This window comes from Gordonia sp. 852002-10350_SCH5691597, from assembly GCF_001665715.1.
GTDB lineage: Bacteria > Actinomycetota > Actinomycetes > Mycobacteriales > Mycobacteriaceae > Gordonia > Gordonia sputi.
This window is the reverse complement of the sequence record NZ_LZMO01000240.1, coordinates 70,872-86,793: the sequence shown is the minus strand read 5'-3', so window position 1 is coordinate 86,793 and position 15,922 is coordinate 70,872. Positions and strand designations below refer to the sequence as shown.

The 15,922-nt window shown below is 66.1% G+C and carries 16 protein-coding genes; 13 read left to right on the top strand and 3 right to left on the bottom strand.

What is annotated here, in order from left to right; genetic code table 11:
- Positions 1-94: 94 nt before the first annotated feature.
- From A5777_RS17845 to A5777_RS17835, 3 genes are all read right to left on the bottom strand, one after another.
- Positions 95-1,900, bottom strand: coding sequence for an MDR family MFS transporter (locus tag A5777_RS17845; protein ID WP_082933737.1), 1,806 nt, complete (start codon positions 1,898-1,900; stop codon positions 95-97).
- Positions 1,901-2,180: 280 nt separating this feature from the next.
- Positions 2,181-2,678: a MarR family winged helix-turn-helix transcriptional regulator gene (locus A5777_RS17840; protein ID WP_064863680.1), complete on the bottom strand. Its 498-nt coding sequence runs from the start codon at positions 2,676-2,678 to the stop codon at positions 2,181-2,183.
- A gap of 322 nt (positions 2,679-3,000) precedes the next feature.
- Positions 3,001-4,962: an HNH endonuclease signature motif containing protein gene (locus tag A5777_RS17835; protein ID WP_082933736.1), complete on the bottom strand. Its 1,962-nt coding sequence runs from the start codon at positions 4,960-4,962 to the stop codon at positions 3,001-3,003.
- A gap of 221 nt (positions 4,963-5,183) precedes the next feature.
- On the opposite strand from A5777_RS17835, the gene hisD reads away from it, so the two are divergent.
- From hisD to trpC, 13 genes are all read left to right on the top strand, one after another.
- Entirely contained in the window at positions 5,184-6,521 is a 1,338-nt protein-coding gene (gene hisD / locus A5777_RS17830; RefSeq protein ID WP_064863678.1) for a histidinol dehydrogenase, read from the top strand.
- A complete protein-coding gene (locus A5777_RS17825; RefSeq protein ID WP_064863650.1) occupies positions 6,518-7,678 on the top strand; it encodes a histidinol-phosphate transaminase in 1,161 nt (386 codons plus the stop codon). Before hisD ends, A5777_RS17825 begins: the two co-directional genes overlap by 4 nt.
- Positions 7,675-8,298: an imidazoleglycerol-phosphate dehydratase HisB gene (gene hisB / locus A5777_RS17820; protein WP_064863649.1), complete on the top strand. Its 624-nt coding sequence runs from the start codon at positions 7,675-7,677 to the stop codon at positions 8,296-8,298. Before A5777_RS17825 ends, hisB begins: the two co-directional genes overlap by 4 nt.
- On the top strand, positions 8,295-8,936 hold the full coding sequence (hisH, locus tag A5777_RS17815; RefSeq protein ID WP_064863648.1) for an imidazole glycerol phosphate synthase subunit HisH: 642 nt from the start codon (positions 8,295-8,297) through the stop codon (positions 8,934-8,936). Before hisB ends, hisH begins: the two co-directional genes overlap by 4 nt.
- Positions 8,933-9,199 carry a hypothetical protein gene (locus A5777_RS17810; protein ID WP_064863647.1) on the top strand — a complete coding sequence of 89 codons (267 nt, stop codon included), beginning with the start codon at positions 8,933-8,935 and terminating at the stop codon, positions 9,197-9,199. The genes hisH and A5777_RS17810 overlap by 4 nt, the downstream gene beginning before the upstream one ends.
- Before the next feature lie 102 nt (positions 9,200-9,301).
- Entirely contained in the window at positions 9,302-10,045 is a 744-nt protein-coding gene (gene priA, locus A5777_RS17805) for a bifunctional 1-(5-phosphoribosyl)-5-((5-phosphoribosylamino)methylideneamino)imidazole-4-carboxamide isomerase/phosphoribosylanthranilate isomerase PriA (protein WP_064863646.1), read from the top strand.
- Positions 10,042-10,944, top strand: a complete 903-nt coding sequence (locus A5777_RS17800; protein ID WP_005208457.1) for an inositol monophosphatase family protein — start codon at positions 10,042-10,044, stop codon at positions 10,942-10,944. The genes priA and A5777_RS17800 overlap by 4 nt, the downstream gene beginning before the upstream one ends.
- Positions 10,941-11,741, top strand: a complete 801-nt coding sequence (gene hisF, locus A5777_RS17795; RefSeq protein ID WP_005208458.1) for an imidazole glycerol phosphate synthase subunit HisF — start codon at positions 10,941-10,943, stop codon at positions 11,739-11,741. Before A5777_RS17800 ends, hisF begins: the two co-directional genes overlap by 4 nt.
- A gap of 4 nt (positions 11,742-11,745) precedes the next feature.
- Positions 11,746-12,171, top strand: coding sequence for a phosphoribosyl-AMP cyclohydrolase (gene hisI / locus A5777_RS17790; protein WP_005208459.1), 426 nt, complete (start codon positions 11,746-11,748; stop codon positions 12,169-12,171).
- 124 nt (positions 12,172-12,295) lie between these two features.
- On the top strand, positions 12,296-12,475 hold the full coding sequence (locus tag A5777_RS17785; RefSeq protein ID WP_005179191.1) for a tautomerase family protein: 180 nt from the start codon (positions 12,296-12,298) through the stop codon (positions 12,473-12,475).
- Complete coding sequence (locus tag A5777_RS17780; protein ID WP_064863645.1) at positions 12,472-14,112, top strand: anthranilate synthase component I; 1,641 nt, start codon at positions 12,472-12,474, stop codon at positions 14,110-14,112. The genes A5777_RS17785 and A5777_RS17780 overlap by 4 nt, the downstream gene beginning before the upstream one ends.
- Positions 14,109-14,984, top strand: coding sequence for a TIGR02234 family membrane protein (locus tag A5777_RS17775; RefSeq protein WP_064863644.1), 876 nt, complete (start codon positions 14,109-14,111; stop codon positions 14,982-14,984). The genes A5777_RS17780 and A5777_RS17775 overlap by 4 nt, the downstream gene beginning before the upstream one ends.
- 79 nt (positions 14,985-15,063) lie before the next feature.
- Positions 15,064-15,882, top strand: coding sequence for an indole-3-glycerol phosphate synthase TrpC (trpC, locus tag A5777_RS17770; protein ID WP_049698191.1), 819 nt, complete (start codon positions 15,064-15,066; stop codon positions 15,880-15,882).
- Positions 15,883-15,922 lie beyond the last annotated feature (40 nt).

Here is a 15,922-nt window from a genome sequence, read left to right as displayed (position 1 = left end):
GCCACAGTTTTCTGGGCTCTAGTGTTCCGGGACTCTGGTGTTTCCGGGTTCTAGCGCGCGTCTGGCTCTGGCGTGCCTTTCGGCAGCCAAATGGTCAGTCGTTGCGCTCGTGGCGCCCGTGCTGTGAGTCGGCATCTCCGGTGGCGGCTGCCGAACGCGCGGTGGCGTCCGGACCGTCGACGAGTTCCGCGAACTCCCTGTCGAGGTCGTCTACCTCCGTGCCGCCATTTGCTCCTGTGTCTGCAGTGCGGTTCTCGCCTGTCCGGCCGCTGTCCACGGTGACCGGTGCGACGTCGAACGACGCGGTGGGCGTGACGTCGATGACTTCCTCGCGGACGGCGGCGAGCCGTTGTTCGTCGAAGCTCTGCGTCTTGAGTGCGACCTCCTTGATGAACACGATCGCCACGAGGCTGATCGCGGCCATCACGCCTGCGATGAAGAAGACGCGCGCGATTCCGTCGCCGTAGGCTCCGCGGACGATCTCGGCGATCGGTCCGGGTAGATCCTTCAGGTTGGACAGTCCTGCGCTCGACCCGCCGGTCTGAGCGGGATTGACTCCCGCTGCGACCAGGCCCTTGGTGATCAGGTCGGTGACGTGGGTTGCCAGCACCGCACCGAGCACCGAGACGCCTGCCGCTCCTCCGAGTGAACGGAAGAACGTCACGGTCGATGTGGCCGAGCCGAGATCGTCGAGTCCGACGTTGTTCTGCACAGCCATGACGAGGTTCTGCATGGTCATGCCCATGCCGAGTCCGAGGATGAACAGGAATGCTCCGATGACGACCATGTCGGTATGAGCGTCGATGGTCGACAGGAGGAAGAAGCCTGCTGTCATCAGCACAGCGCCAGTGACGAGGAAGCGCTTCCACCGACCGAACCGTGTGATGAGAGCGCCCGAGACCGTTGCGGCGAGCATCGAGCCGATGATCATCGGAAGGGTCAGCAGACCTGCCGCAGTGGGGGAGTAGCCGCGGGCGATCTGGAAGTACTGACCGAGGAACACGGCGCCACCGAACAGTGCGACACCCACGGCAACGCTTGCCAGTGTGGCGAGGGTCGTGGTGCGGTCGCGGAACAGTCGAAGCGGAATGATTGGGTCCTTGGCGCGCGATTCTACGAACAATGCGCCGACGATGAGCACGATTCCGAGTGTGACGAGTCCGAATGTCATTCCCGAGAGCCACGCGAAGCTGTCACCGGCGAGGGTGACCCAGATGAGCAGGGTGCTGACGCCGGCCGCGATCAGGAACGCGCCGAGGTAGTCGATGTGGACGTCCTTGCGGACCGTCGGGAGATTCAGTGTGCGCTGGATGACCAGCAAAGCGATCACCGCGAGAGGGACGCAGACGTAGAACGTCCAGCGCCAGCCGAGCCAGCTGGTGTCGACGATCACGCCGCCGATCAGTGGGCCAGCGACGGTCGCGAGCGACATCACGGCAGCGATCGGACCCTGGTAGCGTCCGCGTTCGCGAGGGCTGAACATCGATGCGATCACGATGACGACCAGCGCCTGCAACCCACCGAGTCCGAGACCCTGGATGACGCGGAAACCGATCAGCATGCCGACCGACTGTGAGAGTCCAGCGAGGACCGAACCGAGGGTGAACAGCGCCAACGACGCCTGGACCAGGATCTTCTTGCTCACCAGGTCGGAGAGCTTGCCCCAGATAGGTGTCGTCGCCGTGGATGCGAGGAGGGTCGCCGTGACGACCCACGTGTACTGGCCCTGCGTTCCATGCAGGTCAGTGATGATGACGGGGAGCGCATTGGACACGATCGTCGACGAGAGAAACGCGACGAACATTCCGAGGAGCAGACCGATGAGAGCTTCTAGCTTCTGTCGATGGGTCATCGGTGCGCCCGCAGCGGAAGTGACCTCCCGCGTGGCGGCTTGAGACATGGGAGAACCTCCTGAAGTAGTGGCTGGTCCCGCGCGGTCCGCCGCACGGGAGAAGGATGTCGGGGCGCGGCAACGATGGCCGGCCGGATTGCTGGCTGCAGATACGTCACGCAACCAACTAGTTGAGTGAAGCAACTATAACCATTGATAGTTGTAACGCGCAACTATCTCGAGTATTCCCGCACCGGGCGGATTTTTCGACGCGGCGGTTGGAGCCGAGCATCGACGATCAGTCTGGGGTCGGATTCGAGGTAGGCCGAGGTTCAAGCTCGGTCAGGGCTCACGCTGGGTCGTGTTCGAACTCCGCGTCGTCGACAAGGAGGCGGTTGAGCAGTCGGGTGAGTGTTCGGATGTCGTCCGGGTCCCATTCGGACAGCCGTGCCCGCCAGTCTGCGACCGCCGCGGCGGCTACGTGATCTACGCGTGCGCGGCCGGTAGGGGTCAGGGAGACCAGTCGAGCGCGGGCATCGTGCGGGTCGGCGTGTCGCTCGGCGAGACCGAGGCGCACGAGGGCGTCGATCTGTCTGCTCACCGTCGACTTCTCGAGTCCGAGCTGCGCGACAAGCGTTGATACCGGCAGAGATCCGTCGGCGCTGGCGAGCATCGCGATCAGGGGGTAGTTCGACGGGTCGAGTCGGGGGTCGACGGCGCGGGCACGGTTGCGTAGTCGAATTCGTCCCTGTCGCATCAGGTCGGCGAAACCTGTCTCCAGGTCGGTGATCGGGTCATCGGATGCGTCGTCGGCGTCCACTGGGTGGTCGGAGCGAGCGTCGCCCATCTGCGGTGAATCCTGTCCGTCGCGGTTCGTCGGATGATGCGCCACAGGGTACCGCGCACTGAAACGTGATTCAGGACTCGACGGGTGTGGCGGTCGATGGCGGGGGCGCGGACGACATGGGTGAGGGGCACCCGCACACGCTGTGGCGCCGCGCTTCACGGTTGCTACGTTGCTTGCGTTCATCTTCCGGACCTGCCCGCCAGTAACCACGTCTGCCCCGCCACCGGGGTGTGGTGGCGGGGTGTGGACGGGTTGCGGCACAACCGGATTGGTTGTTTTGTCGCGGTCGGCCGGGTTGGCACACGGTCGGCTGGCGCGGTGGTCAGGCGGCGTCGGACAAGGGTGGGTCGACGTCGCCGGGCGGGTCGACGCCGCCGAGCCACCAGGGGCTGGCTGGTGGGGCGGGACCTGTAGGTGCGTCTGGGTCTGTGGGTGGCTCGGGGTCGGGTGGGTCAGTGAGGTTCCATTGGATGTCGACCCGCCCGCTGAGGCGCACGGTGTCGCTCAACGGCAGTGCGCCCACCAGTGCGAGCTCAACGCCGGTCAACGTCGGCTCATTCACGCTCGGCGCACCTGGCGTCGAAGGCGGCGACATCATCCAGGCACCGACCGCGTCCGCGACCACCATCTCGGCGTCCGCTGAACCCGAGGCACGCGCGCCGACCTCAGTGTCGGCTGTATCCGAGGCTCGCGCGCCGATCTCGGTAACCGTCGCGCCAACACCGGCCGCGCGTGCTGCGGCGGCGGCTTCGTTGCTGATGTGTTCGGCGGTGAGGTAGTCGTGGAAGTCGGCTTTGACGTCGGCGATGCGGTTGATGCGTTCGGGATTCTCGGGCATACCGGGTTTGGCGTTGAGTCGCCACGCAACACGCCCGGTATCAGGGCCTTCGGTGATCATGCGGGTGGTGAACTGGCCGGGTTTCGGCCCGACCCGCCGATTGTGCACATCACACGCCGGCACCAACTGGTCGATGTCGGTCAAGCCGCCGTCGGCCCAGTCTTTCGCGGCGTGATGCATCTGCACCCGCGACGCGGGTTGATTACAACCCGGTGCCGAACACATCTTCCCGCCCGGTGAGGCGAACGAGGCCAACCGTTGCCCCAACGACGCGATCCGCTTCGACCGACCCAAATACAGCGGGATGCTGGTGTGGTCACCGAACACCGCCAAATACTGACTCGCACCGGCGGAGGCGGCCATCTCGATCACATCCTGGATCGGCAGCAGTGTTCCGGACGTGGTCTGTGCGATCCCTGCTTGTGCTTCCAACTCGTGCAGGCTGGTGGTGACGATCACCTGGATCGGCAACCCCCGATGCGTATTGCCCAACATGCCGGATTCCAACACCTGCCCGAGTAGGGCGGAGAAAGCGTCGTGGTTGCGTTGGGCGGGTGAGCGTTGATCCCGCAACGCCGCCGCGACCTGCTCAGCATTGGCGGTGGTGATCGGCCCGACAGGTGAGTCGGGGTCGTCGGGGTTGTTCATGCCGGGTTTTGCCCACGAGTCCAGCACGGTGTCCAGCCGGGCGCGGGCGATCGGATCGAGATCGGCGGTCAACCGCGACATGAGTTGTGCGTTTTGCCGGTTCACCCACAAGCGGCGTCGACGTTTGCGGTCTTTCGGGTTGGTCAGCGTCCCATCCGGATCCAGATGCGCCAACAATCGTGAACCCAAATTAGTGATTTCGGCGGGCGTGAACTGGACCGCATACCCGGCCATCTGTGCTTCGGCGGCCGCTTTGGTCTCGGCCGACACCTCACCGGGGATCGCTTCGAGCACTTCCAGTACCGCGCGGACGTGTGCTCCGGCGACGCGTCCTTCCACGACGTAGCCGGCCAACGTCGGGCACGCGGGTGGCAGGCGGTCGCCGCAGATTGTGGTGAACGTGCCGGTCGCCGCGATCACCCGATACCTAGCGGCCGGATCACCAATATGCAAACGCTGCCCCATGAAATTCCGGATATCGCGGAAACCCAAACCGTGGGGCAGATCCCGGTCAGACGCTTCCACAATCAAACGGTCCGTGACCGCACCCGCCGTCCGCAGCGCCAACCGTTCCGCCTCAACCGTGGCTTCCACCAGAACGTCGTCGGACACCAACGACACATCCACCGTCGCCAACTCATCCAACACTGCTGCCAGGCGTGACAGTTTCTCCGCGACCACGGCATCCGCCGACCCCACCGCAGCAGAGGCCAACGCAGCAGAGGCCAACGCAGACGACCCCAAAGCCGAAGGCGCGCCACCGGTTCCGCCGTCGCTCGGTTTACTGTTGCTGTTCACGTGCCGCCACCCCCGCCCACGTCGTGTCGAATATGTGTTCTACACTACCCGACAATACGGACACGGTCGAGGAAAAATCGAAAGAAGTTTCGACACCCTGTGATCGGGTCGCCCGGGTCGTATTGCCTCGCTACTGCCGTACTGCCGACGGACCGCATTCGGAAACCAGTGGTGCCGCCGCATATCCTGGACACATCAACCCGACCGATCAGGAGACACCCATGCTCGCCCGAACCGACCTGCGCGGTAGCTCGCCGACGCTCGCTGAGTTGCGTCGCGCGTTGCCCCGTGGGGGCACCGACGTCAATGCCGTGCTGGATACGGTGACGCCGGTGGTGCATGCGATCGCCGACCGCGGCGTCGAGGCAGCACTCGAGTACGGCGAGAAGTTCGATGGCGTGCGTCCGTCGAGTGTCCGGGTTCCCGCCGATGTGATCGCCGATGCCCTGGCGAAACTCGATCCGGCCGTCGCTGATGCGCTGCGTGAGTCGATCACCCGCGCCCGGCTCGTACACGCCGACCAGCGTCGTACGACGTCGCGCACACAGGTCGTCGACGGGGGAGCCGTCAGCGAGAAGTGGATTCCCGTCAGGCGTGTCGGCCTGTACGTACCCGGCGGCAACGCTGTCTATCCGTCGTCGGTCATCATGAATGTCGTCCCTGCGCAGGAGGCGGGCGTCGGATCGCTCGTGGTTGCGTCACCTCCGCAGAAGGATTTCGGCGGTTGGCCGCACCCGACCATCCTCGCGGCGTGCGCACTACTCGGCGTCGACGAGGTCTGGGCCGTCGGTGGTGCGCAGGGCGTTGCGCTCCTCACTTACGGCGGTACGGATACCGACGGTGCGGTCCTCGATCCGGTCGACCTCATCACCGGTCCCGGCAATATCTACGTCACGGCAGCCAAGCGACTGTGTCGCGGACTCGTCGGCATCGATGCCGAGGCCGGACCCACCGAGATCGCCATCCTCGCCGACGATTCGGCAAACCCGTCCTTCGTTGCCGCCGACCTCATCAGCCAGGCCGAGCACGACGTCCTCGCGGCGTCGGTGCTCGTGACCGACAGCGTTGCACTTGCCGATGCCGTCGACGCAGAACTCGACCGCCAGGTCGCCGAGACCAAACACCGCGAGCGAGTCACTACGGCGCTGAGTGGCAAGCAGTCGGGCGTCGTGCTCGTCGACGATGTCGAGGCCGGTCTTGCCGTGGTCGACGCATACGCGGCCGAACACCTCGAGATCCAGACGCGCGACGCCGCGCAGGTCGCCGATCGCGTGCACAACGCCGGCGCGATCTTTGTCGGCGACTTCGCGCCAGTCAGTCTTGGGGACTACTGCGCGGGATCGAATCACGTCCTGCCGACATCGGGTTCGGCCCGGTTCGCGTCGGGACTGTCGGTACAGACCTTCCTGCGTGGCGTGCACGTCATCGACTACGACGAGGCGGCGCTGCGCGACGTCTCCGACCAGGTGGTCACCTTGGCGCAGGCCGAAGACCTTCCGGCACATGGCGATGCGATCACCCGCAGGTTCTCGGGGGCTGTTGCCGAGGCCGCACAGTGACGCCCGCAGCTACAGGCGCTCAAGTACCCGGAGCCCAGATTCCCGGAGCCCAGATCACCGTCGACGATCTCCCGCTTCGCGACAATCTGCGCGGCAAAAGCGCTTATGGCGCACCGCAATTGAAGGTGCCTGTCGTTCTCAACACCAATGAGAACCCGCATCCGCCATCGCCAGAGCTGATCGCCGACGTCGCCGAATCGGCCGGCGCCGCTGCGGCCGAACTGCACCGTTACCCAGACCGTGACGCCGTCGCGCTGCGTAGCGACCTCGCCGCCTACCTGAGCGCAGCCACCGGAACCCGCCTCGGCGTCGAAAATGTCTGGGCGGCAAACGGTTCCAACGAAATCCTGCAGCAGCTCCTGCAAGCTTTCGGTGGCCCCGGTCGTGCGGCGTTGGGCTTCGTGCCCAGCTACTCGATGCATCCGATCATCTCGAACGGCACCGATACCACGTGGCTCGAGGCCAAGCGCAGCTCCGATTTTTCGCTCGACATCGACTACGCGGCCGGCGAGATCTCCGCACGACGCCCCGACATCGTGTTCGTGACGTCTCCCAACAACCCGACCGGAGCGTCGATCTCGAACGACGGGCTGCGGGCGATCGTCGACGCCGCGCCGGGCATCGTGATCGTCGACGAGGCGTACGCGGAGTTCTCCGAGCAGCGCAGCGCTGTCGAGTTGATCGACGAGTTCCCGACGAAGGTCGTCGTCAGCCGCACGATGAGCAAGGCGTTCGCCTTCGCGGGCGGTCGGCTCGGGTACCTCGCGTCGTCGCCGGCAATCGTCGACGCCCTGCAGCTGGTACGGCTGCCGTATCACCTGTCGGTGCTCACGCAGGCCGCTGCGCGAGCGGCGTTGCGCCATGCCGACGAGACGCTTGGCGGAGTCGCGAAGATCATCGCCGAGCGCAAACGCGTCGTCGCCCACCTCGAGAAGGCCGGATTCGACGTCGTCGACTCCGACGCCAACTTCGTGCTGTTCGGCCGCTTCGCCGACGCTCCGGCATCGTGGCAGCGATACCTCGACAACGGCGTGTTGATCCGCGACGTCGGAATTCCCGCGCATTTGCGTGTCACGATCGGATTGGCTGACGAGAACGATGCGTTCCTCGACGTCAGCAGAAAGCTCGCCACCACAGATCTGGAGAAGTCACAGTGACCACCCCGGCACCGCGTATCGCGCGCGTCGAGCGGACGACCAAAGAGTCGTCGATCGTCGTCGAACTCAACCTCGACGGCACCGGCGTGACGGCGATCTCGACGGGCATCCCGTTCTTCGACCACATGTTGACCGCTTTCGGCGCTCACGGCAGCTTTGACCTCACCGTTGAGGCGAAGGGCGACGTCGAGGTCGAGGGGCACCACACCATCGAAGACACCGCGATCGTGCTCGGTCAGGCACTTGGTCAGGCACTTGGCGACAAGAAGGGCATTCGACGCTTCGGCGACTCGTACATCCCGATGGACGAGACGCTCGCGCACGCCGTCGTCGACGTGTCGGGCCGACCGTACTGCGTCCACACGGGCGAACCCGAGCACATGTTGACCGCGGTCATCGGCGGATACCCCGGCGTGGCCTACTCGACGGTAATCAACCGGCACGTCTTCGAGTCCATCGCGCTGAACGCACGTATCGCGCTGCATGTGCGTGTGCTCTACGGCCGCGACCAGCACCACATCACCGAGGCCGAGTTCAAGGCGGTCGCACGCGCGCTTCGTGCGGCGACCGAGGCCGACCCGAGAGTCAGTGGAGTGCCATCCACCAAGGGCGCTCTATGAGTACGACGAACATCGTCGTCCTCGACTACGGCTCGGGCAATCTGCGCTCGGCCCAGCGCGCACTGGAGCGCACGGGCGCCGACGTCACCGTGACCAGCGACTTCACCGCAGCGCTGGAAGCCGACGGATTGGTCGTGCCAGGTGTCGGTGCGTTCGCGGCCTGCATGGACGGGTTGCGCGCGGTCCACGGCGACCGGATCATCGGACGACGCCTCGCGGGTGGACGCCCGGTGCTCGGCATCTGTGTCGGCATGCAGATCCTGTTCGAGCGCGGCGTCGAATTCGGTGTGGAAGCCGACGGCTGCGGAGAGTGGCCGGGAACGGTCTCGCGGCTCGACGCTCCCGTGCTGCCGCACATGGGCTGGAACACCGTCGAGGCTCCGACGGACTCGACGCTGTTCAAGGGAATCGACCCGGGCACCCGCTTCTACTTCGTGCACTCGTACGCGGCGCAGACATGGGAAATGGACAACGTCGGATCGCCACTGGCCGCACCGGCCCTGACGTGGGCCGAACACGGCAGCCGTTTTCTCGCGGCGGTCGAGAACGGCGCGTTGAGCGCCACACAGTTCCACCCCGAGAAGTCGGGCGACGCGGGAGCAGAATTGCTGCGTAACTGGGTCGGGAGCATCGCATGAGCGCGTCCGACGGTGCGCCCGAGCGCCCACACTTCTCCTACGGGCGGTTCGTGACATTCGTCTTGGGTTCCGGAGTGCTCGTGCTGGTGATCGGCATTCCGATCATCCTTGCGCTGGCACACTGGTCACCGGTGGCAGGTTTGTTCGCAGCCCTGCTCGTGGTGCTCGCGATGATCGGGACGATCGGCTGGATGTCGCGACGGATCATCGGCAACTACGAGCGCAGGGTTCGCGCCCTCGACGAGGAAAACCCCGGCCCCTGACCGGCGCGCGACCGCGATCACCCACCGAACATTCCGAGATCACCAGCCCGTACGAGACGTACAGACCCGTACGAGAACAACAGACAGGAAAGACTTCACGTCATGGGGAAGACCCTCGAACTCCTACCAGCCGTCGACGTTGCCGATGGACAGGCCGTTCGGCTCGTCCGCGGTGCGGCGGGCACCGAAACCGCTTACGGCTCGCCCCGCGATGCCGCGCTGGCATGGCAACGCGACGGTGCCGAGTGGATTCACCTCGTCGACCTCGACGCCGCGTTCGGTCGGGGCAACAACCGCGAACTACTCGCCGGTGTGGTGGGCGAACTCGACGTGAAGGTCGAGTTGTCCGGTGGCATCCGCGACGACGAGTCCCTCGAAGCCGCACTGGCGACGGGCTGTACCCGCGTGAACCTCGGTACCGCTGCGCTCGAGAACCCCGAGTGGTGCAGGCGCGCGATCGCCACCTACGGCGACCGTATCGCCGTGGGACTCGACGTCGTCGCAGACGGTGATTCGTATCGACTGCGTGGTCGGGGATGGGTCACCGACGGCGGTGATCTGTGGGAGGTACTCGCGCGACTCGACGGCGACGGCTGCGCGCGCTACGTCGTCACCGATGTCAGCAAGGACGGCACCCTCGGCGGGCCGAACCTCGATCTGCTCTCCGAAGTCACCAAGGCAACCGACGCGCCCGTCGTCGCGTCGGGTGGTGTGTCGGCGCTCGGCGACCTCATCGCCATCGCAGGCCTGGCCGACCAGGGTGTCGAGGGCGCGATCGTCGGCAAGGCTCTGTACGCGGGGCGATTCACCCTGCCTGACGCTTTGGCGGCGGTCGGTAACCTGTGACCACCGGTTCCGGCCTGGATCTGCCCGCACTCCTCGAGGTGGCGGGCAGCATTCTCGACGGTGTGTCCGGCGAGTTCGTCGCCGGACTCGGCGCGCCCAGTGCCGTTGTGAAGGGTCTGACCGACTTTGCGACCCAGGTCGACCTCGACCTCGAACAACGCATCCGACGAGAACTCACCGACCGGACCGGAATCAACGTGCACGGCGAAGAATTCGGCGGACCACCGGTGACCGACGGTGCCGTGTGGGTCCTCGACCCGGTCGACGGAACGTACAACTATTCGACGGGCATGCCGCTCACAGGCATCCTGCTCGGACTGCTCGTCGACGGTGAGGCGGTACTCGGTCTCACATGGCTGCCGCTGACCGGACTGCGCTACGCCGGTCACGTCGGAGGTCCGCTGTACCGCAACGGCGTCCCGATGGCCGCGCATCTTCCGACGACGCTCGCCCAGACGGCCGTCGCGTTCGGACCGTTCAACGTCAGTCACGGCGGTCGCTACCCCGGGGCTCGTCGAGCGCAACTACTCGAAGCGCTGAGCGTGCGAGCGGCCCGACTGCGTATGACGGGCAGCACCGGCGTCGACATGGCGTACGTAGCCTCCGGAATCTTCGGTGCCGCAATAGCTTTCGGTGCACATGCCTGGGACAATGCCGCCGGCGCCGCCCTGGTGCGTGCCGCAGGCGGGCTCGCCACAGACCTCGCGGGCAACCCGTGGACGGCGTCGTCACCGTCGCTGGTGACCGCGATGCCCGACGTGCACCGCGAGCTGATGGCCGTGATCGACGACGTCGGCGTGTGGTCCGGCAGCGACATCACCAGCACCACTACCGACCCCCGCACAGCGCAGCACGGCAGCCCCGAGCGCCCCGGCGCAGACGACAGGACTTCTCGATGACCCTCGCAACTCGCGTGATCCCGTGCCTCGATGTGGACGACGGTCGGGTCGTCAAGGGCGTCAACTTCCAGAATCTCCGCGACGCGGGCGACCCCGTCGAACTCGCCGCGCGATACGACGCCGAGGGCGCCGACGAGTTGACCTTCCTCGACGTCACCGCGTCGAGTTCGGGGCGCGCCACGATGATCGACGTGGTGCACCGCACCGCCGACGCGATCTTCATCCCGCTGACCGTCGGAGGTGGCATCCGCACGGTCGACGACGTCGACGCGATGCTGCGTGCAGGCGCCGACAAGGTGAGCGTCAACACCGCGGCGATCTCGCGCCCCGAGGTGCTCGCCGAGATGAGTCGACGGTACGGATCGCAGTGCATTGTGCTCTCGGTCGACGCCCGAACGGTTCCCGACGACGCAGAGCCGACGCCGTCGGGGTGGGAGGTCACCACACACGGCGGACGCAAAGGCACCGGAATCGACGCCGTCGAGTGGGCGCAGCGCGGTCAGGAACTCGGCGTCGGCGAGATCCTGTTGAACTCGATGGACGCCGACGGCACCAAGCAGGGCTTCGATCTGCGGATGCTGGCCGCGGTTCGCGCGGTGGTCGACGTCCCCGTGATCGCCAGTGGTGGAGCAGGCAAGGCTGTCGACTTCGCGCCAGCGGTGCTGGCGGGCGCTGACGCAGTGCTCGCCGCATCGGTGTTCCACTTCGGTGAGCTCACGATCCCAGAGGTCAAGGGTGCGATGGCAGCAGAAGGCATCGTCGTACGTACCGAACGCGACACGGAAGGGCAGGTCTGATCGCATGGCACTCGCGCCGGAACTGACCGCACAGCTCAAACGCAACGCAGACGGACTCTTCGCCGCCGTTGCCCAGGAACGCTCCACCGGGCAGGTGTTGATGGTCGCGTGGATGGACGACACGGCGCTCGAGCGGACACTCGCGACTCGTCGTGCCACCTACTACTCACGCTCACGCCAGGAGTACTGGGTCAAGGGCGATACCAGCGGACATACACAGTACGTGCACGACGCTCGTCTCGATTGCGACGGCGACACGATCCTGCTGATCGTCGACCAGGTCGGGGCCGCCTGCCACACCGGTAACCACAGCTGTTTCGACACCCCGTCGCTGGCCTTCGACGTCGACGATGACCAGACCGACGACCAGCACGTCGACGAGCGCAGCGAGGACCAGAAAATCGACGGGGCGGGCGCGGCGTCGAGTTGATGCCTGGGACAATCGTCGGGGAGAAGCTCTCCCCACAGCTCCGCACTCCACGAGCTCGAAGGTCGCACGACGCTGCGGCCTCGAACCCGACGCGGACCAGCCGACGGAAGGCGGTGACGCAGTCATGCCACTGATCCAGATCTCGCAGACCCCAGGTCTATCCGACCGGGTCAAGCGCGAGACCATCGCGGCGGTAACCGAGGCGTACGCGAAGGCCACCGGCAAGAACCCGGATTCGGTATGGGTCACCATCACCGAGGTGCCCCGCTCACAGTGGGGCGTCGGCGGCGAGCCCCTCGGATGAGCGGCGAACACACACTCGCGGCCGCGACCGACGAGTCGCGGAGCAGCTCGGCGTCGAATACGAACGCTGATACGACGACGCTCGAGCAGTTCCTCGATCTCGCGTCCGACCATCGCGTCGTGCCCGTGACGCGTAAGGTGCTCGCCGATTCGGAGACGCCGCTGTCGGCGTACCGAAAACTGGCGGGTGAGCGGGAGGGCACCTTCCTGCTCGAATCCGCGGAGAACGGCCGATCGTGGTCGCGGTGGTCGTTCGTCGGCGTCGGCGCGCCGTCGGCACTGACCGTTGTCGACGGCAAGGCCGCGTGGTGGGGGACTGTTCCCGCAGGCGCTCCCGTCGACGGCGATCCACTCACCGTGCTCGCCGAGTCGCTGCGCTTGCTCGCCACGGATCCTTTCCCCGACATGCCGCCGCTGACCGGCGGATTCGTCGGCTTCATGGCGTACGACATGGTGCGCAGACTCGAGCGTCTACCGGAGACAACCGTCGACGACCTCGGCCTTCCCGACCTGATGATGCTGTTGGCGACCGATCTTGCCGCCGTCGACCATCACGAGGGGAGTATCACCCTCATCGCGAATGCGGTGAATTGGGACGGCAGTGCCGAACGTGCCGAGGAGGCGTACGCCGACGCCGTTGCCCGACTCGATGCGATGACGCAGGCGTTGGCCGCACCCGCACCGTCGACCGTGTCGCGCTTCGACAGGCCTGCACCCGATTTCCGCGTGCAGCGCACCCGCGAGGAGTACGGCGAGATCGTCACCGGCCTGGTCCGCGAGATCGAGGCGGGCGAGGCGTTCCAGGTGGTGCCGTCGATGCGCTTCGAGATCGACACGGACGCCGACCCGCTCGACGTCTACCGCATCCTGCGGGCCTCCAACCCGAGTCCGTACATGTACCTGCTGCGCATGCCGGGCGTGGGCACCGACGACAGCGGTGCACCCCGAAAGCCCTTCACGATCGTCGGATCGAGCCCAGAGGCGCTGGTGACGGTGACCGACCGGGTTGCCACGACGCACCCGATCGCCGGCACACGCTGGCGCGGGGCCACCGAGGAGGAAGATCAACTCCTCAGCAAGGAACTCAGCGAGGACGAGAAGGAGAACGCCGAGCACCTGATGCTCGTCGACCTCGGCCGCAACGACCTCGGCCGCGTGTGCGCCCCGGGCACCGTCAAGGTCAGCGACTACCGCCACATCGAGCGGTACAGCCACGTGATGCACCTCGTGTCGACGGTGTCGGGGACGCTGCGCGACGACAAGCATGCGCTCGACGCTGTCACCGCGTGCTTCCCCGCGGGAACGCTGACCGGTGCACCCAAGGTGCGGGCAATGGAACTGATCGAGGCCAACGAGAAGACACGACGTGGCCTGTATGGCGGAATCGTCGGCTACCTCGATTTCGCGGGCAACGCCGACACCGCCATCGCGATCCGCACCGCACTGATGCGCACGGGCATCGCGTACGTGCAGTCGGGTGGCGGCGTGGTGGCCGACAGTGAAGCCGACTACGAGTACAACGAGGCCCGCAACAAGGCCACCGCTGTTCTCAACGCGATCGCGGCGGCCACGACGATGCGTCGCGTCGGCGTGGAGAGTGGCGGCGTGGAGAGTGTCGGCGGGGAGAGTGACCGATGACCGTTCCTGACCCTGAACGAAATCCCAGCGCTGAAGGCCCCGGTGTCGAGGGTGCTGAGGCAGTAAGTGCCGCGGACCGAGAGAAGCAGGCGGCGCGGGCGCAGCGTCGAACAAAGCTCCTCGGGTCGATACTCCTGGCCGCGGCGGCACTCGCATTCTGGATCGCCTCGCGCCTGACGTGGGCAACGGTGCTCGCGGCCGACGGGCTGTCTCCGGCGCGGACCTTCGACGTCAAGGGCAGCGACTGGAGCCCGTGGCTCACGCCACTCGCGCTGGTGTTGCTTGCGGCGATCCTCGCGGCGATGTCGCTGCGCGGGTGGGGTTTGCGCATCCTGGCGCTCCTCGTTGCCGCAGCGGGTGTGCTCGCTGCCTTCCCAGCGATCTCGCTTGTCATGGGCGGAACGAACGACACGTATGCCGCCACTGCCGCAGGTCTGAACGATCGATACGTCGTGCAGTTGGTGACCACGCACAACTGGGTCGCCGTGGTTGTCCTCATCGGGTCGCTGTGTGCCGTCGCAGCAGGGGTTCTGCTCATGCGTGTCGCGTCCGGTGCGGGCATGTCGTCGAAGTACAAGACCCCCGCCGCACGACGCGAAGACATCGAGCGCGAGATCTTCGCAGAACACAAGCGTCGCCAGGCAGCCGAATCAGCCCAGACCGATAAGAATGCCCAGGCCGGCAAGGATGCCCGGACCGCGAACGCTGCCTCGTCGGAGGGGTCGTCGCCAGTGCAGAAGGGCGCTGCGGCAGACGATTCGGCGGAGTCAGTCGGCTCGACGGGCGATCAACCCGATGCGCCCGATGCTCCCAACGAGCGCATGCTCTGGGACGCTCTCGACACCGGGATCGACCCAACAGATCAACGATGACGAAAACCACAACCCGCTCCCGGCGCTTCGAAGGCGGCCGTCTACCCTGAGAGCACGAACAGAAAGGGAGCCAGCTGTCGTGAGCACGCCCACCGTCCTCGATTCGATTCTCGAGGGAGTGAAAGCCGATGTCGCCGCACGTGAGGCGATCGTCGACTATGCGGCCGTCAAAAAGGCGTCCGTTGCCGCGCCGGCTCCTCGCGATGCGATGGCTGCGTTGCGCAAGACCGGAATCGGCGTCATTGCCGAGGTGAAGCGAGCGAGTCCCTCCAAGGGCGAGCTCGCCGACATCCCAGATCCAGCAGACCTCGCCGCCGCATACGAAGCGGGCGGTGCACGCATCATCAGTGTCCTCACCGAGGAACGTCGGTTCCGTGGGTCGCTCGCCGACCTCGACGCCGTCCGCGCCCGTGTCGACATCCCCGTGCTGCGCAAGGATTTCATCGTCGGGCCGTATCAGATCCACGAGGCCCGCGCCCACGGTGCGGACGTCATCCTGCTGATCGTCGCGGCACTCGAGCAGAATGTGCTCGCCTCGCTGCTCGACCGCACCGAGAGTCTCGGCATGACCGCGCTCGTCGAGGTACACACCGAGGACGAGGCCAGCCGCGCACTCGAAGCCGGTGCGTCGGTCATCGGTGTCAACAATCGCAATCTGAAAACCCTTGAGGTAGACCGCAATACGTTCGCGCGTATCGCTCCGGGTCTGCCCACCGAGACCATCCGGGTCGCAGAGTCGGGCGTGCGTGGCACTGCAGATCTGCTGGCATTCGCCGGTGCGGGTGCCGACGCGGTGCTCGTCGGCGAGGGCCTGGTCACCAGCGGAGACCCGCGCACAGCGGTCTCCGAACTCGTGACCGCCGGTACCCATCCTTCCTGTCCGAAACCCGTTCGCTGACACTCGCTTTCGATCTAGCGTCGACTTGCGTGTCACGGAC